16 protein-coding genes and 3 pseudogenes are annotated in these 21530 nt (G+C 64.0%); 5 read left to right on the forward strand and 14 right to left on the reverse strand.

The features are described from left to right. Positions 1–32: 32 nt before the first annotated feature. The 8 genes and pseudogenes from LB551_RS00620 to LB551_RS00655 all read right to left on the reverse strand — a co-directional run bounded on the left by LB551_RS00620 (position 33) and on the right by LB551_RS00655 (position 8968). Entirely contained in the window at positions 33–386 is a 354-nt protein-coding gene (locus LB551_RS00620) for a DUF1428 domain-containing protein (RefSeq protein ID WP_224657847.1), read from the reverse strand. 270 nt (positions 387–656) lie between these two features. Continuing rightward, the gene (locus tag LB551_RS00625; protein WP_140549884.1) at positions 657–1079 is read right to left on the reverse strand and encodes a VOC family protein; all 423 of its coding nucleotides are present in this window, start codon (positions 1077–1079) and stop codon (positions 657–659) included. Positions 1080–1233: 154 nt separating this feature from the next. Beyond that, entirely contained in the window at positions 1234–1416 is a 183-nt protein-coding gene (locus tag LB551_RS00630) for a hypothetical protein (RefSeq protein WP_224623748.1), read from the reverse strand. 138 nt (positions 1417–1554) lie between these two features. Next, positions 1555–1854, reverse strand: coding sequence for a HigA family addiction module antitoxin (locus LB551_RS00635; RefSeq protein ID WP_140549886.1), 300 nt, complete (start codon positions 1852–1854; stop codon positions 1555–1557). 14 nt (positions 1855–1868) lie between these two features. Beyond that, positions 1869–2150, reverse strand: a complete 282-nt coding sequence (locus LB551_RS00640; protein WP_224657848.1) for a type II toxin-antitoxin system RelE/ParE family toxin — start codon at positions 2148–2150, stop codon at positions 1869–1871. A gap of 131 nt (positions 2151–2281) precedes the next feature. Then, a pseudogene (locus tag LB551_RS00645) lies at positions 2282–3807 on the reverse strand (ABC-F family ATP-binding cassette domain-containing protein). A 399-nt stretch (positions 3808–4206) separates the two neighbouring features. Continuing rightward, entirely contained in the window at positions 4207–7368 is a 3162-nt protein-coding gene (gene uvrB / locus LB551_RS00650) for an excinuclease ABC subunit UvrB (RefSeq protein ID WP_224657849.1), read from the reverse strand. A gap of 127 nt (positions 7369–7495) precedes the next feature. Then, positions 7496–8968, reverse strand: coding sequence for a tlde1 domain-containing protein (locus LB551_RS00655; protein ID WP_411970917.1), 1473 nt, complete (start codon positions 8966–8968; stop codon positions 7496–7498). Positions 8969–9688: 720 nt separating this feature from the next. Here LB551_RS00655 and LB551_RS29860 point away from each other — a divergent pair. After that, a pseudogene (locus LB551_RS29860) lies at positions 9689–9763 on the forward strand (hypothetical protein); the annotation flags it as partial. Between the two features lie 264 nt (positions 9764–10027). Here the strand turns inward: LB551_RS29860 and LB551_RS00665 are convergent. Next, complete coding sequence (locus LB551_RS00665; protein ID WP_224657851.1) at positions 10028–11284, reverse strand: hypothetical protein; 1257 nt, start codon at positions 11282–11284, stop codon at positions 10028–10030. Between the two features lie 142 nt (positions 11285–11426). Between LB551_RS00665 and LB551_RS00670 the strand changes: the two genes are divergently transcribed. Then, on the forward strand, positions 11427–12455 hold the full coding sequence (locus tag LB551_RS00670; RefSeq protein WP_224657852.1) for a CapA family protein: 1029 nt from the start codon (positions 11427–11429) through the stop codon (positions 12453–12455). A 181-nt stretch (positions 12456–12636) separates the two neighbouring features. Further along, positions 12637–13588, forward strand: a pseudogene (locus tag LB551_RS00675) (hypothetical protein). Positions 13589–13604: 16 nt separating this feature from the next. On the opposite strand, the gene LB551_RS00680 reads toward LB551_RS00675, so the two are convergent. The 3 genes from LB551_RS00680 to LB551_RS00690 all read right to left on the reverse strand — a co-directional run bounded on the left by LB551_RS00680 (position 13605) and on the right by LB551_RS00690 (position 16100). Beyond that, entirely contained in the window at positions 13605–14099 is a 495-nt protein-coding gene (locus LB551_RS00680; RefSeq protein ID WP_224623739.1) for a YegJ family protein, read from the reverse strand. 149 nt (positions 14100–14248) lie between these two features. After that, positions 14249–14770, reverse strand: a complete 522-nt coding sequence (locus tag LB551_RS00685; RefSeq protein WP_224657853.1) for a hypothetical protein — start codon at positions 14768–14770, stop codon at positions 14249–14251. A gap of 199 nt (positions 14771–14969) precedes the next feature. Further along, the gene (locus tag LB551_RS00690; protein WP_224657854.1) at positions 14970–16100 is read right to left on the reverse strand and encodes a hypothetical protein; all 1131 of its coding nucleotides are present in this window, start codon (positions 16098–16100) and stop codon (positions 14970–14972) included. Between the two features lie 792 nt (positions 16101–16892). Between LB551_RS00690 and LB551_RS00695 the strand changes: the two genes are divergently transcribed. Both LB551_RS00695 and LB551_RS00700 read left to right on the forward strand, forming a co-directional pair. Further along, on the forward strand, positions 16893–17831 hold the full coding sequence (locus tag LB551_RS00695; protein ID WP_224657855.1) for a diacylglycerol/lipid kinase family protein: 939 nt from the start codon (positions 16893–16895) through the stop codon (positions 17829–17831). Positions 17832–17958: 127 nt separating this feature from the next. Next, positions 17959–18381 (forward strand): GNAT family acetyltransferase, encoded by a 423-nt coding sequence (locus tag LB551_RS00700; RefSeq protein WP_224657856.1) that lies wholly within the window; start codon positions 17959–17961, stop codon positions 18379–18381. Positions 18382–18510: 129 nt separating this feature from the next. Here the strand turns inward: LB551_RS00700 and LB551_RS00705 are convergent, their stop codons facing one another. Together LB551_RS00705 and LB551_RS00710 are read right to left on the reverse strand one after the other, a co-directional pair. Further along, entirely contained in the window at positions 18511–19725 is a 1215-nt protein-coding gene (locus tag LB551_RS00705; protein WP_224657857.1) for a mandelate racemase/muconate lactonizing enzyme family protein, read from the reverse strand. Further along, positions 19722–21338, reverse strand: coding sequence for a GMC family oxidoreductase (locus LB551_RS00710; RefSeq protein ID WP_224657858.1), 1617 nt, complete (start codon positions 21336–21338; stop codon positions 19722–19724). Before LB551_RS00710 ends, LB551_RS00705 begins: the two co-directional genes overlap by 4 nt. Positions 21339–21530 lie beyond the last annotated feature (192 nt).

Consider the following 21530-nt stretch of genomic DNA (forward strand, 5'->3'; position numbering starts at 1 on the left):
GGGCGCTGAACCGCTCTGCCCGGACGCGTTGCCTACAACTCTATGAACGACTGGAAGCCGCCGAAGATCATGCGCTTGCCGTCGAACGGCATTGTCGACATATCCGGCTGCAGACGCGGATCGGCCATCACCTTGGCCATGACCGCATCACGGTTCTGCCTGGATTCGTAGGTTACCCAGGCAAAGATGACGACCTCGTCATCCTTGGCCTGTACGGCACGTGGAAACGAGGTGATCTCGCCATAGGGCACGTCGTCGCCGACGCACTCGACATAAGCGAGTGCGCCGTGTTCCTTCCAGATGGCGCCGGCGTCGCTGGCGAACTTCTTGTAATCGTCGAGTTTTGCCTTTGGCACGGCAAGCACGAAACCATCGACATAGGACATTAAGGGTCTCCTTGATTGGCGGCGGTTCTTCCTTATCCGCCTGTGGGGTAAAGGCGGTCCGCGCTAGCGGACGAAAAGCCAATTCCCTGGCTTTTCGAGCTTCGAACGCCCTGAGCCCGCGAAGGGCCGGGTGGTGGCCGATCCACTTGCCGGATCCCCGCTGCTTCGCAGCGACCCGGCGTTCGCCGGCCTTTCATCGTGCTACTTGCAGGATGAATTCGCCTTCGGCGAACCGGCTGCTCACCCCACAGAGAGGCGAGGTGAAAGAGCTTACTTGACCGGTGCGTTCATCGCCCAGTCGATGCCGAAGGGATCGCGCACCTGGCCCCAGCGGTCGCCCCAGAACATCACCTGCAGCGGCGTCACGATCTCGCAGCCGGCGTCGACCGCGCGCTGCCACCAGCCGTCGATCTCGTCGCTGCCGAGATGAAGCTGGAGCGTGTAGCCCTGCGGCGCCTGGTGCGGGTGGCCGTGCTCGGGATAGGCGTCAGAGAGCATCAGCGTCGAACCGTTGATGTGGAGATGGATGTGCATGGTGCGGCCTTTTTCGTCCGCAGGGTAGAAAAAGACCTGCTTGGCGCCGAACGCCTTCTGGTAGAATTCGGCAGCCTTGAAGGCGCCGTCCACCTGCAGATAGGGGGTCAATCCGCCGAGCACTTTCGCCTTGGGCTGAACAGGGGTCTGGTCGGTCATTGCGTGTTCCTCTTCACGTTTGTTTTGGCCTTGCGGACCATAGGACGCGCGAGGGGACGGCGGTCCTACATGGGCGTGAAATTTTTCTCGTGGGCCGGGCCTGGACTGGCCGGGCGACCGGCGAACTCAAGCGATAGGCGCATGGCTCGGCCGGTCATATGACCTTGGCCGGGACGGCGGCTGAGCGGCGGCTGTTCTGCGCATCGAAGAGTTCCGGAAAACCGACATCCTTGCGCAGTTCGGCGGGCAGCGAAAGCAGGATGCGCTCGCTGCGGTGGCGGGCACGCGCCGCCGCATATTGGGTTGCGATGCGGCTGATGGAGGAAAGGACGGACATGATGCATTCTCCCTGGGTTGGCGCCGGCATCATCGTGTCGGCATCCCAAGGACGAGGCAGGTTCTGGCGATCCGACAGGTCGTCGAAATTTTTTGTCGGACAGCGGTAGATTCGCGGCGGGTGGTTTGCGCGGTTAACTCAAGCGGCAACTTCCAAGCGCTCGATCGTGTCGAGATCGGCTTTCTTCGCCTCTCCCTCGACTGCGAGGTCGTAGCTGGCCTGCATGTTCATCCAGAACTGTGGTGTGGTTCCGAAGAATTTCGCCAGACGCAGCGCAGTATCGGGCGTCACCGGTGTTGCCTCGTTGGCCAGGCGCTCGATGCGCGTGCGCGGCACATGCAGCTTTTTGGCGAGCGTATAAGGCTTCAGGCCAAGCGGCGCGAGATACTCTTCGCGGAGAATTTCGCCGGGATGGATAGGCGGCTTGATGTTCAGCATTTGAAACCTGTCTTTCAATGGTAGTCTGTTATCTCGACGTCCTCGGCTTGTCCGTCCACCCAACGAAAGCAGATGCGAAACTGATCGTTGATGCGGATCGAATGCTGACCGGCGCGCTTGCCTTTCAGCGGCTCAAGCCTGTTGCCGGGAGGCGTCCTGAGATCCGAAAGTTCAGCGGCATTGTCGATCATGAACAGCTTCCGCTGGGCCGATCGGACAAGATCCGACGGGAAACCCTTTGGAGCCTTGCCGCTCGATACAGCTTCGCTGGTCTTGTCCCTGAACGAGCGTATCACCTGCCGGGTCCAATCGACGTACCATCGCACGATACGTTTCGAAAGTCAAGAAAACGTCTCATGAGATGACACGAAACCCCGACCTGTCAATGACAGGCCAGAGTTTCGCATGGCATGGCTTGTCCTGTCGCTTAGCGGTTTTCATCAGCCACCGAACGAAAAAACGCCTCCGGGTCGTCGACTTCGGTCAGCCGCCGCTTCTCGATCAGCCAGAAGCGGTTGCCGATGGCGCGGATGAAGGAGCGGTCGTGCGAGGCGAGCACGCAGCTTGCCTGGTGGGCGAGCAGCTCCGCTTCCAGTGCCTCCTGGCCGTCGATGTCGAGATGGTTGGTCGGCTCGTCGAGCAGGTAGAAATTCGGATTGGCGAGCCGCAGCGCCAGCATCATCAGCCGCGCCTTCTGGCCGCCGGACAGCACACTGATCCTGCGCTCCTGCATCTCGATGCCGACGCCGGCGCCGGCAAGCAGCGAGCGGCGCGCTGTTCGCCGACGTCGTAGCGGCGCGAGACCATCGCCAGGGGCGTGTCGTCGCCGCCGATGCCGGACAGCGCCTGGTCGCTGTAGCCGAGCACCGTCGACGGCGTCACCTTCACGTTCTGAACCGTGTCGGGGTCGACGATGGCGTTGCGGATCAGGGTGACGAAGCGCGATTTGCCGACGCCGTTGCGACCGAGCAGCACGATGCGGTCGCCCTGGCAGATGTGGCGCTTGCCGGTCCTGAACAAAAGCGTGCCGTCGGGCGTTGCCACCGCCGCGTCGTCGAGCGTGATCAGCACCTTGGCGTGTGTGCCGCGATTGGCCAGCCGGATCGCACCGGCCGATTTCTCGCGATGCGCCGGAGCCGCCGCATCCTCCAGTCGCTCCGCGCGTTCCTTGAGCTGCTTGGTCTTGACCGTGAGAAGGTCGCTGCCCGAATTGATCCCGATATTGTTGAGCTTGGCGGCCTGGCGGCGCAATTGCTGCGCCACCTTCATGTCGCGCTGAAACTTGCGCTCGGTCGAGGCGTCGAGCTCGTCCATTGCGTCCCTAGCGCGGGAGTAGGGAAGGGAAAACACCGGCGACTGGTCCGGGCGCAGGAACAACGTGCGGTTGGTGGCGGCGTCGAGGAAGGCGCGGTCGTGGCTGGCGATCACCACCGGCACCTCTCGCGGTAGCGCGTTCAGCCAAGTTTCGAGCTGGCTGATGCGGACAAGGTCGAGATGGTTGGTCGGTTCGTCGAGCAGCAGCATGTCGGGATCGGTGACCCAGACACGCGCGATCAATGCCAGCCTCTGCCAGCCGCCGCTCAGCGCCTGCATCTCTCGCTCGCGCATCGCCTCCGGCACGTCGAGCGAATCCAGCACCACATCGACACGCCACAGTTCGCTTTCGGCCTGCTCTGCGGGCAGAGCATCGGCCACCACCTGATGAAAGCTGCGGCCAAGCAGGGCAGGGGGAACGGACTGCTCGACATGGCCGACGCGCAAGCCGCGCGTGCGGCTAATGTCGCCGGAGGTCGGCTCCATCTCGCCGGCCAGGCATTTGAGCAAGGTCGACTTGCCGCGACCGTTGGCGGCAACGATGCCGAGCCGGTCGCCGCTGCCGATGGTGAGGTCGAGATTGGAAAAGAGCGGCGCACTCATGGTGACGCCGAGGGCTTTGAGGCTGATCAGGGCCATGTCGATTTCTCTGGTCTGCCCGGAAAGTCCGGCTCAATGCACTTTGTCAGTGCGCAAGCGGCCATCAGGCTCGGCAATGCGCACCACGAAGGGCAGACCAAAAATCGAAGCGGGAAAAACCCGGACCGTCCCTGGTCAGCCCTGCAAGCAAGCTCGCAGGGCGGAAATCGGGCCACGCTGACGATGGTGATCGATAAACACGCAGCCCTCCTTTCAAGACGTTCGAGTGTGGGGACTGAGTACACCAAAGGTCATGCGCTGGGCAAGAGGAGGGTAGTGTCGAGCGGGCCTGAAGCTGCCAATCTTCCCACTGGGGGAGATGTCCGGTCGACCCTCCGCAGCTGCTGCGGAGGACGGGCAGGACAGAGGGGGGCGCTGTCCCGCCGGCATTTCGATGAACTACTTTCCGGGCCTTCCGGTCTTCGCGGGCCGGCGCTTTTCGCGGCGGGCGTCGCCGGGGTCTTCGTAAGAACCAATGCCGGCGCGTTGGCGCACGATTGGTTTGTCGTCGCGTTCCTTCGCGCCCCCCTCCGTCCTGCCCGCACCCACAAGGGGCGAGATCGGCTGTGGCTTCGCCGGCACTTTTCCCTCGACCGGTTTTTCGGTGCGACGCACGGTCATCTCGTCAAGAGAGTTTTTCTTGAACAGCGGTTTGGTCGGCTCGCCCGGAATGCCGAAATCGGAGCCGTGCGCTTCGGACGCCGACTGTTTCTTGAACAGCGAGCGCGACACGGCACCGGCCGGCGTCGGCATGTCGGTGCCCGGACCCATATCGTCGATCGAAGGTTTGCCGAACAGCGGCTTCTTCACGGGCACCGCGCCGTCGGCGCCCATCTCGTCGAGATCAGGCTTGCGGAAGAGGTTGGGCCGGGCAGCCTTGGCGGCCTCTTCGGCGGCACGTGCTTCGTCGAGCTTGCGGAAGCGCTCCTGTTCCTCCGCTGTACGATGCTTGGCCACGCCCTTGTTGTGCTTGCCTTTTTCGCGGCCCGAGACCGGGCTTTCCATATCGGCATATTTGGCCAGCGGATCGTCGGAGATCGACATCTCCATCTCACGCAGGCGCTTGATCTCGTCGCGAATGCGGGCCGCCTTCTCGAAATCGAGATTGGCGGCGGCGTCGCGCATCTGCTTCTCCAGCGCGTCGAGATGGGCCTTGAGGTTGTTGCCCATCATGGCGCCGGCGCTGTCGGTGAACTGCGAGATGTCGGCGCGGACATGGTCCTTCTCGTAGACCGAGTCCAAGATATCCGAGATGCGCGACTTGACCGATTCCGGCGTGATGCCGTTGGCGGCGTTCCACTCCATCTGCTTTTCGCGACGGCGGTTGGTCTCGGCCATGGCGCGTTCCATCGAGCCGGTGACCTGGTCCGCGTAGAGAATGACCTTGCCGTCGACATTGCGGGCGGCGCGACCGATGGTCTGGATCAGCGACGTCTCGGAGCGCAAAAAACCTTCCTTGTCGGCGTCGAGGATGGCGACGAAGCCGCATTCTGGAATGTCGAGGCCCTCGCGCAAAAGGTTGATGCCGACCAGCACGTCGAAGGCGCCGAGGCGCAAGTCGCGCAGGATCTCGATGCGCTCCAGCGTGTCGATGTCGGAGTGCATGTAGCGCACGCGCACGCCTTGCTCGTGCAGATATTCGGTGAGGTCCTCGGCCATGCGCTTGGTCAGCACGGTGACCAGCGTGCGGTAGCCGGCCTTCGTCGTCTCGCGGATCTCGCCGACGACATCGTCGACCTGGGTCTTGGCCGGGCGCACCTCGACCGGCGGGTCGATGAGGCCGGTCGGTCGGATGACCTGCTCGGCGAACACGCCGCCGGACTGCTCCATCTCCCAGCCGCCGGGCGTTGCCGAGACAGCGACCGAGAGCGGGCGCATGGCGTCCCATTCCTCGAAACGCAGCGGCCGGTTGTCCATGCAGGAAGGCAGGCGGAAGCCGTATTCGGCAAGCGTCGCCTTGCGCCTGAAGTCTCCGCGATACATGCCGCCGATCTGCGGCACGGTGACGTGGCTTTCGTCGATGAAGACCAGCGCGTTGTCGGGGATATATTCGAACAGGGTCGGCGGCGGATCGCCCGGCTGGCGGCCGGTGAGATAGCGCGAATAGTTCTCGATGCCGGCGCAGGAGCCCGTGGCCTCCAGCATTTCCAGGTCGAAGCGGGTGCGTTGTTCCAGACGCTGCGCCTCGAGCAGGCGGCCGGCGCGCTCGAGCTCGACCAGACGGTGCTTGAGCTCTTCCTTGATCGACTTGATGGCCTGGTTCAGCGTCGGGCGCGGCGTCACATAGTGCGAATTGGCGTAGATCTTGACGCTTTTCAGTTCGCCCGTCTTCTGACCGGTCAGCGGGTCGAATTCGGTGATCGCCTCGATCTCGTCGCCGAACATGGAGATGCGCCAGGCGCGGTCCTCAAGGTGGGCCGGGAAGATCTCGATCGTGTCGCCGCGCACGCGGAACGAGCCGCGCACGAAGTTGACGTCCTGGCGTTTGTATTGCTGGGCGACGAGATCGGCGAGCAGAGCGCGCTGGTCGAGCCGGTCGCCGATCTGCATCTGGAAGGTCATCGCGGTATAGGTCTCGACCGAGCCGATACCGTAGATGCAGGAGACCGAAGCGACGATGATGACGTCGTCGCGTTCGAGCAGCGAGCGCGTCGCCGAGTGGCGCATGCGATCGATCTGCTCGTTGATGGAGGATTCCTTCTCGATGAAGGTGTCGGTGCGCGGGACGTAGGCTTCCGGCTGGTAATAGTCGTAGTAGGAGACGAAATACTCCACCGCATTGTCGGGGAAGAATTTCTTGAACTCGGAATAAAGCTGCGCCGCCAGCGTCTTGTTCGGCGCCAGGATCAAGGCGGGACGCTGCGTCTCCTCGATCACCTTGGCCATGGTGAAGGTCTTGCCCGAGCCGGTGACGCCGAGCAGCACCTGGGTGCGGTCGTTGTTCTGGACGCCCTCGACTAGGTCCTTGATGGCGGTCGGCTGGTCGCCGGCCGGCTCGAAATCCGACACCATCTTGATGGTAATGCCGCCTTCGGATTTCTCCGGCCGGGCAGGCCGGTGCGGCGTCCACAGCACGCCGTCCTTGTGCAGCGGATTGCCGGATTCGATCAATGCCGACAGAGCCGCCACGGTCGCGGTGACGCCGCTCGACGTCATCGTCTCGGCTTCCTCGAGCGAGACGTCGAGGCCGGCGACGGGATTGAGGCCGGCCGCCGCGCGCTCGCGGGCTGTCGCCGCGCCGCCCATCGAGGTGCCGCGCGCCGTGCGCCCAGGCGCCGCTGAGCGCTCGGGGATCTTCTTCGACGGCTTCGGCGACTTGCCGCCGTCCTTGCCGGCCTGACGCCCTTCGCGTTCGGCTTCCTGCTCGATCTGCTCGGCCCAATCCGCGACCGAACCGGTGAGCGGCGTGCCGGACAGTTCGGGCTGCGGCATCTCGGCGAAGCCGCCTTTGTGAAGCGGTTCCGAGGCGTCGAGGAAATCGGTCAGCGGGCTGCGCCGCTTGTGCGCGGCGCGGTCGTCATTCGCCGTCGGCGGCGTTCTCTTTTCGGTGGATTTGGCCATCTCCGGAATATGGGAGGTCTTGGCGAAAATGGAAAGAGCGCGATCAGCCGAGGCGCATCACCAGATACAGCTCCTGACAGAAGGCTGTCAGGAGGAGGCAAGTGCCGGTGATGCCTGCCGATTGCGGTCAGGCGCCGCGTGCGTTGTCCGCCACGCGTGTCGGCGATCCGTTCAGGCGCGGCACCACGACGAGGCGCTTGATTTTACCCTTCTTGAAGGCGGCGAGGAAGCGCGCATAGTCCTTGAAGGCGACGCATCCACTGGACTGTGCGTAGCGGCCCCGAAGCAGGTAGGTGTGGGCCAGCAGGCCGTCGCGGTTGTATTTGTTCCGGCCATCGACAGGTGTCAGACGCAAAGCCTCGACACCATGAAAGCGCGACTCGCGCAGCGACAGATTGTAGGTGTTGGGCGGTGTCGGTCCGCGGTTCTTCTGATCGGCATAGCGCGGCTGGTCCGCCATGGCGCCGATGCCCGAATGCGCTTCGAGCCTCGAACCGTCAGGCATGTAGACGGTTTTGGCGCTGATGTCATAGACGGCGACGCCGCTGCCGGCTCCGCTCCTGGAGCCGCCCGGCGCGTTGAACAGGTTCCTGAACGCCTGGCCGAGGCCGCCCGAGGGCGTGTCTGGCTTCGCATAGGCCAAGGCGTCGCCGCCATCGGCCGGCCGGCCCTGCCGGGCCGGCTTTGCCGGCTGGGCTTGCTGGACCGGCTTTGTCTGGGTTGCCGGCTTCTGCTGCGCGATCTTGGGCTGCGGCGCCGGTCTGTCCTGCTCCACGGCCCTGGGCTGGCGCGGCGCGTCGAATTGCGGGCGACGGGTCGGCAGCGGCACGTCATCGGTGAGCGCGTCGGGTAAAGCTGCGGCATCGCCCGGCTGCTCCTGCTGCGTTTCGACGGGCGAAACCGCGACATCGCCCGAAGGGTCCGTCATCGGCAATGGCGAGGCGAATGCCTCGTCTTCAACCGGCAGCGACCGGGCGAGCGCCAGGGCCAGTTGCGAATTGTCCGGCGTGCCGGCATCCGGCCGGGCAAAATGCATCGGCTGCGGCGCGGTCTGGACAACCACCGAGCCGGTGTCAATCCGGGCGAAGCGCTCCGCCGCGGGTGCCGGCAAGTCTTCCGACAGGCTGGCGACGAGCTTGGCGCCCGGCACCAGCGATGCCTCGGCGACCTGTGGAGCGGAGGTCGAGATGACGGGACGGGCGGATGCGCCGGCCGCGACCACGGGCTTGGCCGCGTTGGCGAATACGGCGGCGAGCTTGCTTGGCGAGAGTGATGCCTCCATGCGCTCGAAGCGCTCCTGCGAGGTCGTCTTGGCGATCGTAACAGGATGTACCGTGGACGCGGCCACGAGGCGCGCCGCTTTTTCCGCCCGGGGGGCGAGCGCGGCCAGCCTGAAACATCCGGAGCCGCATTGCACGGCATGGTTGTGCAGCGCCTGCGTGCCGCCATCGGCGTTGGCCAGTGTGGATGGCGCAGCGGGCGACAGCAAATGCTGTTTCAGCGGATCGGCAAGAGCGAGCGAGCCCGGCATCGCCAGCCTCTGCGGCAGGACGCTCGAGGTCGACGACAGCGAAGCGCCGACGGAGCTCAGACCAGCCATTGTCCCGACCAGCCACAGGCCAACGGCAGCGCTGACTCCGGGCACGGCGACCCAACGGACCATCCGCTTAGAGTTGAGGGATGAGGCACGTGACGTGTTGTCGGCAGTTTCGCCGTCCCACCGCCTGTCCCCGACGATTTTCTTACTCAAGAACGCCATTCAACCAATCTTGCTCCAATCGGCTCCCACGTCCGCGGCTGTGATAGCCGCGACGACCATTCTGTGAGTGATCCCAGGTGGTCCCCGACGCGTTTGCCGCGCCTGTCTTTGGTTGCCGATTGCTTCAAAATATGGACAAAGTTGGTTAACCAATCCCTCTCAAAACCAACCGAGAGACGTGGACTTTGTGCCAAAAAAGGCTCGTCCACGACCATGAACGCGGTATTGCAGCCCTTCCAAGACTATTTTGCTGCCTGCTTTTAACGGCCGAGTCAAGCAAAACAGCTCTTGCTAATTAAAGCGAATGGCCGTTTCAGCGGGTCCGCGACGGTAGCGCGTGTTATTCCGCGCTGCCGAGCAGGCCCATGGCGTCGCTCAAAACCGCTACCGCCCGCCGCAGAGTCCCGGCCGTATGGCGGTCTCGCGGCGGCCATTGATCGGCCAACGGGTTCTCCGGCAGGCCGCGCCGTCCGGCCTCGTGCTCTCGGCGCTGTTGGCTAGCCTTCAAACGATACACCTGCTTGACTTCACGCCGGCAGGGCGCTGGCCGAATTGACGCGATTGATCTGCGATCCGCGAAACCAGTTCCAGCACCAGCTGCAGCCCGGCGAGGTGCTGGTCTTCGACAACCAGCGCGTCCTGCATGGCCGCACGGCGTTCGATCCGACCTTGGCCGTGCGCCATCTCAGAAGCTGCAACATCGATCGCGACGGCGTGCACAACGCCTTTCGCACGCTGGCGCGGCGGTTCGCGCCGGAGGAGGCGGAAGCGGTGCTGTACCAGGGCGCGATCTTCCGAGGCGTTGCGACGGAGCTTCTACCTCCCCTTGTGGGGAGGTCGGACCGCTGGTCCGTGTGGGGGCTGGCGGCGATCACCCAGGAACGCAGTCCTGCTAGGCCGTCAATTGAACCACAGCGCAAATGTCAGAAAACCACCGCCGCCGAATTCGCTCTGGATCTGGTCGAAATCGTCGCTGGTCAGGATTGTGCCGCTTTCGAGATACGGCGCGATGGCCGGGCCGGTGATCGACAGCACCAGGTCGAAAGGTTTCGGCTCGTCGAAGAAGCGCTTCATGTTGATGCCCTTGCCGGTAATGCGGAAGTGCGGCAGCAGCACGCGGCCTTCGAGCAGGTCCTCGGCCATGGTCAAGGTGGCGAGCCAGGCCGCGACCTGCTGCTCGCCGACTTCGAGGCCGGTGAGCGGGTTTTCGCCCTTCTGATGCGGCCCCGGCAGCCATTCGCGGTCATTGTCGGTCTCGGCGCGGATTGCCTTCCAGTCCTCGCGCGACAGCCGGATCATCTCCAGCAGGTGACGGCGCGCCGCCTGCCGCCGTTCGGCCTCGACCACCGGCCAGTTCACGAGATGCACCAGCGAGATGAAATCGGCGATGCGCCATTCCGAGGAGAAGATGCTGCTGCCCATGTCGCCAGCCGGCGGGACAAGGATGTCCTGCAACGGCAGTTTTGCGCGCGGGAAGAGCATGTGGAAGGAACCGTCGAACGTGCTCCTGAAATCATGCGCAAGCCAGAAATCGGCCTGCGCCATCAGGAATTCGGCATAGCCCTGCAGCCAATAACCGTCGGCGCGGTCGAAGCGGAAGGTGAGCGCAGGCCCGGCATCGTCGGGCGCCACGCCGCCGCGCGACAGCGAGGCCATGATGGCGGCGATGCTTTCGTCGGGCGCGATCGTGCCGTCCTCGTCGAGGTCGATGCCGACGTGGGTGAGGTCAATGACAATGCCGATATCGGCATCGGCCGGCACCGAGCCGAGCGTGGCTGCGGATTTCTCGAGCCGGTCGCGGAAGGCAACCAGAATGGCGCGGAACTGCTCGTAGCTCAGCGGCTCGGGATTCGGGTTTTCCGGCACCGGTAGCCGCATCAGCGGCAGCATGAAGGATCGCGGGCTCTCGAAGCCGTGGCGGTGCAGGCCGCTGGCCAGCAATTCAAGCGCGCTGAAGAATTCGCCGGCGCCGGCGGCATAGGCGGATGCCGGGTCGGTGGGCGCGGCTGCCTCCAGCGCCGATAACGCCGTGTCGCGCGCGACCACGGTTTTGGCCTCGAACAGAGCGGCCGCGCTTTCGGGCATGGCGGCCTGGGCCGAAGACATCGGCAGAACCAGAGCAAGTGCCAATGCCAGCAGGCTTGCCAGTGGTGTCATTTTCCCCCTCCCATGGCGTCGTGCCGGCAATCATACACGCATTTGCAATGCCGCGTCTGCCGGCCCGGACGCATGATTGTCATTGGGCTGGCTTCAACGCGCCCGGCGGACGGTCTACACAGGGCAAACGATTGGGCATCGCGTGTCGAACTATCCGCTCTCCTACAAACTGTCGTGGCTGCCGCGGTTCCTGAAGCCGTCGCTGGCCGGTGATGTGCAGGGCTTCGCCCCGATGGCCGGCACGATGATGGATCGGGCGCCGAGGCGGACGGTGCGGCTCGCCTTCGTCGGCGACATTTCGGCGGTGGCCAACCGCCGCGCGCCGGACTGCGATCCGGCCATCAAGACGCTGCTTGGCGCGTCCGACCTGGTGATCGGCAATTGCGAAAGCCCTGTCGTGGACAAGCCAAGCGCCGTGCTCGGCACCAGGCTCGGCACCCATCACGCGATGAGCGAGGGCTTTCTCGGCGACGCGTTGGCGGCAGTCGGCATCGCGCGCGAAAGACTGGTGCTGTCGCTGGCCAACAACCATGTGCTCGACCAGGGCGTTGCCGGTTTCGACGAGACCGTGGCTGCGCTCGCGCGGCTCGGTATCCGCACTATTGGCCTCGCCGACAAAGGCCCGGTGCAGCCTGTCGAAGTCGGACCGCTGACTGTCGGGTTCGCCGCCTTCACGTTGTGGCGCAATGCGGGCGAGGACCTGTTCGCCGGCCGCGTATCGATGACCGGCGATATTGCCCGCCGGCGAGGTGACGGGTTCGATCTCCTCTGCGCCGTGCCGCATTGGGATTGGGAGTTCCGCCACTTTCCGCGCGTCGAAACGCGGACACTGGCGAGGCGCCTGGCAGGGCAGGGCGTCGGGCTGATCGCCGGCCACCACGCCCATGTCGTGCAGCCGGTGGAGCGGATCGGCGATACGATCGTCGCCTATGGACTTGGCGATTTCCTCGGCACCGCCCTTGTCCGCCAGCCTTGGCCGGGACGCATTGGCGGGATCCTTGTCGCCGACATCAGCGCCGATGCGGAAACGCGGGGGTCTGTCGTTTCCTACCGAATGCATCCGTTTGTGCGGCTGCGCGCCGGGGATCATGAGCGGCTGGCGCCGGTGGAGGGATTGGAGGGCCGCATGCGTGACAAGGTGGAGAGGCGGTTGAGCGCGGTTTTTCCGTAACTACAGGTGTGGACATCGGCCAAGATCGCCATGTCGGCGCTTTTCCAAGCGCTGATGATTGGCGAAATGAGGGGTGGCGCAAGCATCTGTTGAAAAGGCGCCACAGTCGATACTTCAGACAAAACCGGCTATCATGAACCGGTCCGGGCAAGCGGGGGTGGCGGTGGAAACAGCGGATTTCATGCCTGGCGACGCCGTGATTGCCGGCATCCGGAAAAACATCGAGGCCTGTGAAGCTGCGCGGGCTTCGGCAGTGCGGCAGGTGCGCTGGCGGGTGCCGCTGTTCGTCGGCCTGGTGCTGGCGACGGTGGTGCTGGTCGCTTGGCTGTTCAACAAGGTCGCCGATCCCAACGAGCAATGGTTCTCGACCCCGCATGTGTTTCTCTATGTCGCCGGCTTCGCGGTTTCGATCCTGCTTTATTTCCAGGCGATGAAGCCGGCGACGCGGCTGCAGCAATCATTTCGGCAAACATTGCTGCCCATCATATTCAGCTTCATCCGCGACGTGCGCTATTCGCATGGGGGCAGGCCAAATTCCTTCGACCGGCTGCCGCGCGAGGCGGTCGGGCCGTTCAACCGGCAGTCGTTCGACGATGTCGTCTCCGGCCGTTACGAAGAGTTTTTGTTCGAGCTCTACGAAGCGGAACTGCGGGAACGGGCAGGCCAGGGCTCATCGACGGCCTTCAAAGGCGTGATCGTCGCCTTCGAAGCCATCGAACCGTTCCCGGGAATACTGGTGGCGACGCGGCGGACCAATGCGGTCGTCGGCTTCTTCCGCGGCATGTTCGCAGCCAAGATGCAGGAACTGTCGTCCGGCGTGCCGGAACTCGATGCCGCCTATGAGTTCCGCACCGACAATGCCGAGGCGGCGCGGCCGTTGGTGAGCGGCCGATTGGCGCAAGCGCTGAAACGGCTGGGCGAAACTTGGCCGGAGGAACCGGCGCGCGTGGCCCTCAACGGCAGCGAGGGTTTTCTGCTCCTGCCGCAGGCGAAGAATTTCTTCGAGCTGCCCGCCATTTTCGGTGCCACTGAGCTACCAGGCCCATGTCGCGCCGATGATATCGGACATGGGCGCCATGCTGGCGACGGCGGCGCTGGTGCGCAAGATCGGCGCCGGGGACGAAGCGGCTTGATCAGCCGGCGTTCCCGTCAGCAGTCGAAGCCGTACTTTTCGCGCATATCGTCCGCCTCTTCTTTCGACATTCGCTTCAACATCACGCAGATCGTGAAGCTGCCGACCTGATGGCCGTCGCGCGTATATCCCCAGTCGGAAATGTCGTCCCTGGTGAATTCTATGTTCTGGCCGAGCACGACGTTGTGCACTGCCTCCGGCTCATTGGCCAATATGCCGACAAACCCTGTCCCGGCGCGGCGGAACGGTATGACCCAGAAGTGCTCGGTGACATGCCCCTCCCGCACCTTGACCTTCAATTTGAACCTGTTCGTGCCGGAGGGAGGCATTTCGGACAGTGCCAGGAATTCATCCAGGCCGGCGAGCGCCTGCTTGGTCGCCGCAGCCATGTCGGGATCGCCCGGAGCGAAGATGATCCCCTTGTCGTCACCTGGATCCACGCCTTGCGCGCCGACCGATCCCGGAGCAAGCGCCAGCATCAAGGCAGCCGCAGTTCGGACCGCTGGTTTCATGGAAGGCCCCCCTTCATCATTGCGGTCGACACAATGCTGCATTCCTATCCAGCTTGCAACCCTGGCGCGAGTTTGCCCCTTCAGATCCAAGGTGGCGGCGACCGATGACAAGACCGGCATTGGTGACGCCGGTGAAGAAGGCTTCGTCCCTACAGCTTGCTCGGCACCAGGCCAGCCAGCCAGTTGGCCGACCGCTTGGCCATGTCGGCGGTTGCCGATACGGCGCGGCCAAGATCGGTCTTGACGACGGCATAGCCGTTTTTCGTGCGATAGAGCACGCCGGTGCCGCCATCGACCACCTGTTCATAGGCGACCGGCCGCGCGGCGGCCGCTTCCATCGCCGTCGTGGGCGAGCCGACCGGGACGGTCGGCCTGTGGCTCAGTTCGGGCGGCAGCGGGCTCGTCGGTTCAACGGCGCGGCTGGCGGGCGTCAGCTCCGGGCGCGAAGCGGTCGCGGCCAGTTGCGAGGAGGACGCGGAACCTTTCGCGCGGCAGATGCCAGAGACGAGCGGATAGTTGAAATTGCGCTCGTGCAGCATCTGGCTCTTCATCGCCGCCTCGCATTCGGCGAGGGTCGACCACTTGGCCGGCGTCTCGCCGATATATTCGCAAAGCCTGGCGTCGCAGTCGCAGCCGACGATGGTCATGGCGACAAGGGCGGTCTTGATCACGGTCTCGTCCCCTCGATGTGCCCCTCGGCAGCCCATTCAGATGCATGTCGCGACCCATTGGGTGCGGCCCGCGGGCACGCTTTGGGCGACATGCGACAGTCCATCGCGCGCGAACAAGGCGGGATTTGGCCACGATTGTGGAATGAGCATGGCGGGGCGCTCGACACAGCCGTTCTCCGCGCACCGTGGCCGAAAGGCCTCAGTAGTCGTAGACGTGCTCCAGCCTGGCGCCTGATTTGATCAGCGCCGGCAATACCAGATGCAGCTTGGGTACGGCTACGACCATGCCGGTGCGGCGTGTCGATGGATCGGCCGGCAGCGGATAGCTGAACAGGATGCGCATGCCTTCGGGGACGGCGATCGAATCCGTGGAGAGCACGGTGACCATGATTTCGTCATTGCCGCCGATCTCGACGAATGAGACGCCCTTGTCGATCAGGCGCGGGATCATGTCGGTGAACACCTGGTAGCGCCTGGTGACGAAAACGGTGCCGTCGGGGCCGTAGTCGCGTTCGAGCAAGGTGTCGGCTTCGTTGCGCGTCGCTTCGCCGACCGGCCCCTTGGCCCAGACATGGATGTCGAGCAAGGCCGGATCGGACGTTGCCGCGAGTGCCTGCCTGATCAGGTCGGCATAGAACTGCTTGATAGTGTCGGCGAGGCCGAAGGCAAGCTTTCGTTCGCTGGAGCGCACGGCGCTGTCGCCCGGCGCCGGCTGGACGGCGAAAAGCCCGGCGCGCTTCTCGGCATACGGAAACTGGTACCACGGCCCCTGGTCGAGGAAGGCGGCGTATTCGGCCGCCACCTTGCCCTGGTAGATGTCAGTCGCCGTGCGCCTGCCCGCAATTGCCTCGGTGATGCGGCCGACCGTGTTTTCATAAGCCCATTGCAGGGCATGCTCAATCGTGTGGCTGGTGCCGATGACGACCGGCATCTGGTGGTTGGCGTAGTTGAATTTATAGGCGGAGCTGGCGCGGATCACCATGGCGTAGTCCTGCCAGAAGCGGCCGACATAGGCGAAGTAAGGAAAGCCGCTCGGCTGGTCCTTGGCGACGAAACCGGCATATTCGCGCGCGGCATAGACGATGGCCCATTCCGGGTAGGTGAGAAAGGTCGATTCCTGCGGCCGCTGGTAGCCGGGGATTTCGGCGCGCACCCTGGCGGCGAGCGCCGACGGCGGCGCGCCTTCGGCGATGCCCGGCAACGGTGCCTTGTCCAGCGACGGCGTCGTCAGGAAACCGTAGGCCAGCCCGGCGATCGGGATCAGGACAATGATGACGATCAGCCAGAGGATCGTCCTGATGATACGCTTCATGAAGCGGAACAGGACCATGGCCGATCAGGCCGTGGCGGCGGCAAGCTTCTGGATCAATGTCATGAAGTATCCCCCTTCAGCGAACCCGCCTGCAAACGCAGGCGGGCTCTGACAGGGCGATACTAACCGATTTTGGCGCGCGGTGAAGCGGTGCCCGCAACTTCCCCGGGAAGGCGCCTGAGCGGGAAGGATAAAGACAGTCGGCGCCGGGATTTCTCCCAGCGCCTCCCTGTCAGACCAGGACACGGTCACGGCAGCAACTTCCGTAAAGTCGTCGCACCATGCCGGCCTTGATGTTGACGGTCCTGCCAGTCGCCGCCCGAAGGCCGCGCCCGTTCCAGACCACGCCGGTCTCCACCCTTGCGGGCTTTGCCCTGCGGCCATCGAAGGTTTTTGCCGTCCTTCATGGCAGCATCGGTCCGCCGTCGGCGTTGGCACGCTTTCCGCGGCCCCGTAGGTCTCGGCTTCCGTCCCTCGAAGCAGGCGAGCCTGCTCTCGCTTCGGGCCGTACGGGCCTCAGGAAATCCGCCTTTCACTTTCGCCTTTCGGCGAGATGATCGGTAGCCGCCTGAGATGGGTTGAATTTACGCCGGGGAAGGGCCTTGGGGAATGGCCCTGAGGCTGTGGATAGCGGGATTATCGGGGACCATTGCCAGAAGCCTCGGAAATTCAGGCGCCAAGGCCTTAGACAGCCTGCCCCGCTTTTTCGGCCTGGAACCGAGAGCGCCTATTGCTCCGCCAACGGGCGCGGGCTTCAATGCCGGCAAAAGATCGGGCCGCGTGCTCGGCGCCTTGCGGGGAGGATGCGCATTGAAGGTCGGGGTGGTACTCAATCCGATTGCCGGCGGCGGCTGGCTGAAACGGCATTGGTCCGAGGTCGCCGCTTCGCTGAAAGACCACTTCGGCGAGTTCGAACTGCGCGAAACGCAGGCCGAAGGCGACGCCGAGCGGCTCGCGCTCGACCTCGCGGCAAACGGGTTCGACCTGGTGATCGCGGCCGGTGGCGACGGCACGGCGAGCGAGGTGGCCGACGGGCTGCTGCAGGCGTCGATGGAAAACGGCCGCGCGCCCGAACTCGGCCTGCTGCCGTGCGGCACGGGTATCGACTTGGCGCGCGGGCTCGGCCTGCCGAAGGAGGTGGATGCGACGCTGAAGCGGATCGCCGGGGCCAAGGGCAGGGCGGTCGATGCAGGACGCATCTGCTATATCGACGACCATGGCGCGCTGGCCAGCCGGCACTTCGTCAACGTTGCGAGCCTGGGGCTCTCTGGCGCGACCGATCGGGCCGTCAATGCGGACAAGCGCAAGGGCAAGGTTGCGGCCAAGACGTTGTTCCTGTGGCGCACCGTGGTCGAATTCGCCCGCTACCGGTTCCAGGATGTGACGATTTCGGTCGACGATGGCGCCCCGGTCGAGGCGCGAATGGCGCTGGTGGCGGTGGCCAACGGCAAATTCTTCGGCGGCGGAATGATGATCGCGCCGGACGCCGACCTGACCGACGGCCAATTCGATATCGTCATCCTGCGCGCGGCCAGCAAGCTGAAGCTGATCTGGGATATCCGCCTGCTCTATGGCGGCAGGCATCGCAACCATCCGGCCATCACCATATTGCGCGGCAGGAAAGTGGTGGTCGAACCGCTGGGCGACGTGGAAAAGAACGGCGCGCTGGTCGACATCGACGGCGAATCGCCTGGGCGCATACCGGCGACCTTCGAGATCCTGCCCGGCGCGCTGACGCTCAGATATTGAATCAAGACGTTGAGGGACTGATTCAGGCCGTTGCGGCCGTGATTCCGGCGATCCATTTAAGGTTCTGAAATCGCCCGATAATCTACCCTGTTTCAGGCTTCAATCAGATCAGCTGGAATGGACGCGAATGTTCTCGATCATTGAATACACCGACAGTCATTTTGACGGAGTTGATGCGCTTTGGCAGGACGCATTCCCCAATGACACCCCGTGGAACGCCGCTCGTAGTTCGATCCCCGAGAAGCTGAGGTATCAGCCGACCCTCCTTTTGGTCGTACTCGAATCTGGTCGGGTCGTTGGTTCGATCATGGCCGGATATGATGGCCACCGGGGCTGGATTTCCCGGATCGCCGTCCTGCAATCCCATCGCCGCAAAGGGATCGGCGAGGCTCTCATCCAGGAAGCCGAACGGCGGCTCGCCGCCCTTGGCTGCGTAAAGATCAACCTCCAAGTTGTCGCTTCCAATTCAGAGGTTCTGGGGTTCTACCACAAATGCGGGTATGAGGTTGAGGAGCGCGTGAGCATGAGCAAACTGCTCCCGACGGCCTGATCTGGTCACTGCGAGCCGATCCCCTTTCCGGCCCAGCTTGGCCCCCGGATGATCCTATCCTTGGACCCTTGCGGCTGGACATGTTGTAGATGACCGGCCGCATGGTGAAACCCGCCATCCAGCGTTCGTTCACGGCATTAGCGGCGTTTGCATCATCTGCAAATGCAGGTCCTTGCCGGTGTAGGGATGGGCGTCGCAGACAGCCTCGTTGAGCTCGACGCCGAGGCCGGGTTCCTTCGGCGGGATGACGTTGCCGTCCTGCCACTCGATCTTCTTCTTGAGCAGCGTGGCGTGGAAGCCGTCCCATTGCTTCAGTGATTCCAGGATGAGGAAGTTGGGCAATGTCACCGCCAGCTGGATGTTGGCGGCGCCGACGATCGGTCCGCAATAGCAATGCGGTGCGATCTGGATGTGGTAGGCCTCGGCCATGGCGGCGATCTTCTTGGTTTCGAGAATGCCGCCGGAGCGGCCGAGGTCCGGCTGCAATATGGTCGCGGCCCGGTTCTCGATGACGCGGGCGAATTCGAACTTGGTCGTCAGCCGCTCGCCGGTGGCGATCGGGATGGAGGTCGCGCGGGCGACTTGCGCCATCACCTCCGGCATGTCGGGCGGCACCGGCTCCTCGAACCACAAGGGATCGTAGGGCTCGATGGCACGGGCGAGCCGTAGCGCGCCCGAAGCGGTGAACTGGCCGTGCGTGCCGAACAATATGTCGGCGCGCGTGCCCACCGCCTCGCGGATCGCCTTGATCATGCGGGTCGAGACATCGATGTCGAGCAGGCGCGGCTGGTGGCCGTCGAAGGCGGTGTAGGGACCGGCCGGGTCGAGCTTGACGGCATTGAATCCCTGCTCGACATATTCGAGCGCGCAGGCCGCCGCCATTTCGGGATCGTTGTAGACATTCCTGCCGTTCGGGGCATCCTCGGAATGGACGCTGCCAGTATGCGGATAGAGATAGGTGTAGGAGCGCAGCGTCTCATGCACCTGGCCGCCGAGCAGCTTGTAGACGGGTTTGCCGGCTTCCTTGCCGATGATGTCCCAACAGGCCATTTCCAGCGCCGAAAAACAGCCCATGCCGGACACGTCGGGGCGCTGGGTGAAGCCGGAGGAATAGGCGCGACGAAAGAAGTTCTCGATGTCATGCGGATCGCGGCCGACGAGATAGCGCTCGGCCATGTCCTCGATCATCCTGGCCGTGACATGGGCGGAGAAGGTGGCGTTGTAAGCCTCGCCGTATCCCACCACACCGCCATCGGTGGTAAGCTTGACGAAGATGAAATACTTGCCGCCGATGCCGGGCGGGGGATTGCCGACAACCCAGGTCTTGACGTCGGTGATCTTCATTCTTGGTCCTCCAGAACCAGTTCGGCGCCTTTCCATCCGGTCAGGATCGAGGCGGCGTTGGTGTTGCCGGTTATGTTGTCGGGGAAGATCGAGGCGTCGATAACGCGCAAGCCTTCCAGCCCATGCACCTTGAGCCGCGGATCGACCACGGCGCGCCAGGGATCGGGTCCCATGCGGCAGGTCGAGACCGGATGATAGACGGTGCCGGAGCGTTTCCTGAAATCCGTGATCAGGTCGGCGTCCGAAGTGATTGACGGGCCTGGCAAAACCTCCTCGGCGATGATCTCGGCCATGGCCGGCATCGAGGCGATCTTGCGCACGAATTTCACCGCTGCCAGCATCTCCTCGACATCGGCATTGGTCGAATAGGCGTTGGCGACGATCCTGGGATAGTCCAACGGATTGCTGGAGCGGATCATGATCTCGCCGCGGCTCGACGGGCGGCAATTGGACAGGCCGATGGAGAAGCCCGGCCAAGGGTCGGGAGTCAGGATCGGACGCTCGCCGCTCTTCGGGATCACGGTCGAAAACGCCTGGAAATAGAGCTGCATGTTGGGGCGCGAAAAGGCCGGGTCGGTGCGGAAGAAGCCGCCGCCATGATTCATCGACAGCGACAGCGGGCCGGAGCGCGTCAGGATGTATTGCATGCCGACCATGAGCTTGCCCCACCAGGGACGCAGGATCTGATTGAGCGTCGGCAATTTGCCCTTGAAGGTGTAGTTGATGCCGACATGATCCTGCAGATTGGCGCCGACATTCTCGTTGGCGTGAATGAGCGGGATGCCCAACCCCTTCAGCAGCGCCGACGGACCGACGCCTGAGAGTTGCAGAAGCTGCGGCGAGTTGATCGAGCCGGCCGACAGGATGATTTCGCGGCCGGCGCGGACCGTTTTCGTTTGGCCGTTCTGCAGATATTCTATGCCGACCGCGCGCTTGCCTTCGAAAAGGATGCGGCTTGCCAGCGCGTTGGTCTCGACACGGACGTTTGCACGCTTCATCGCCGGGCGCAGGAAGGCGCGCGCGGCCGACATGCGGCGGCCGTTGCGGGTCGAGATCTGGTAGATGCCGACGCCTTCCTGGGCAGCGCCGTTGAAATCGGGATTGAACGGCAGTCCGGCCTGCTGGGCGGCGGCGAGGTAGCGCTTTGTCAGCGGGTGGACGGCATCAGACGTATCACTGATGTGCAGCGGGCCGCCAGTGCCGCGCCATCTGTCGGCCCCGGCCTGGTTGTCTTCCAGCGCCTTGAAGGCCGGCAGCAGGTCGTCGTAACCCCAGCCGGGATTGCCGGCGTCGCGCCAGTCGTCGAAATCCTCGCGCGCGCCCCTGATCCACACCATGGCGTTGATCGAGCTCGACCCGCCAAGCAGCTTGCCGCGCGGCCAGTGGTCGACATTGCCGCCAAGACCGGGATCAGCTTCCGTCTTGTAGTTCCAGTTGACCGTGGGGTCGAAGAAGGTCTTGCCATAGCCGAGCGGCATCTGCACGTAGAAGCGGCGGTCGCTGCCACCGGCTTCGAGCACTAGCACGGAGAAACGGCCCGAGGCCGACAATTTATCGGCGAGCACCGAACCGGCCGAGCCGGAGCCGACGATAATGAAGTCGTAGGTCTGCATGATGGGTACGGCCGGCTCCGGAAATCTGGCCGCAGCCTAGACGGGGTGGGCTTGCCGCGTCGCTGGACCTTCCGGCATGCGTTGTGAAAAAAGCGACCGCGATACCGGGTCCATTTGCGGGGGAACCCTTAACATCCCGCTTGATACGCATGGGGTCGACAGCCTATGCGAGGACATCGGCCACTCTGCGCA

Origin of the sequence: Mesorhizobium sp. BR1-1-2, assembly GCF_020165435.1 — a bacterium.
Taxonomy (GTDB): Bacteria; Pseudomonadota; Alphaproteobacteria; order Rhizobiales; family Rhizobiaceae; genus Mesorhizobium.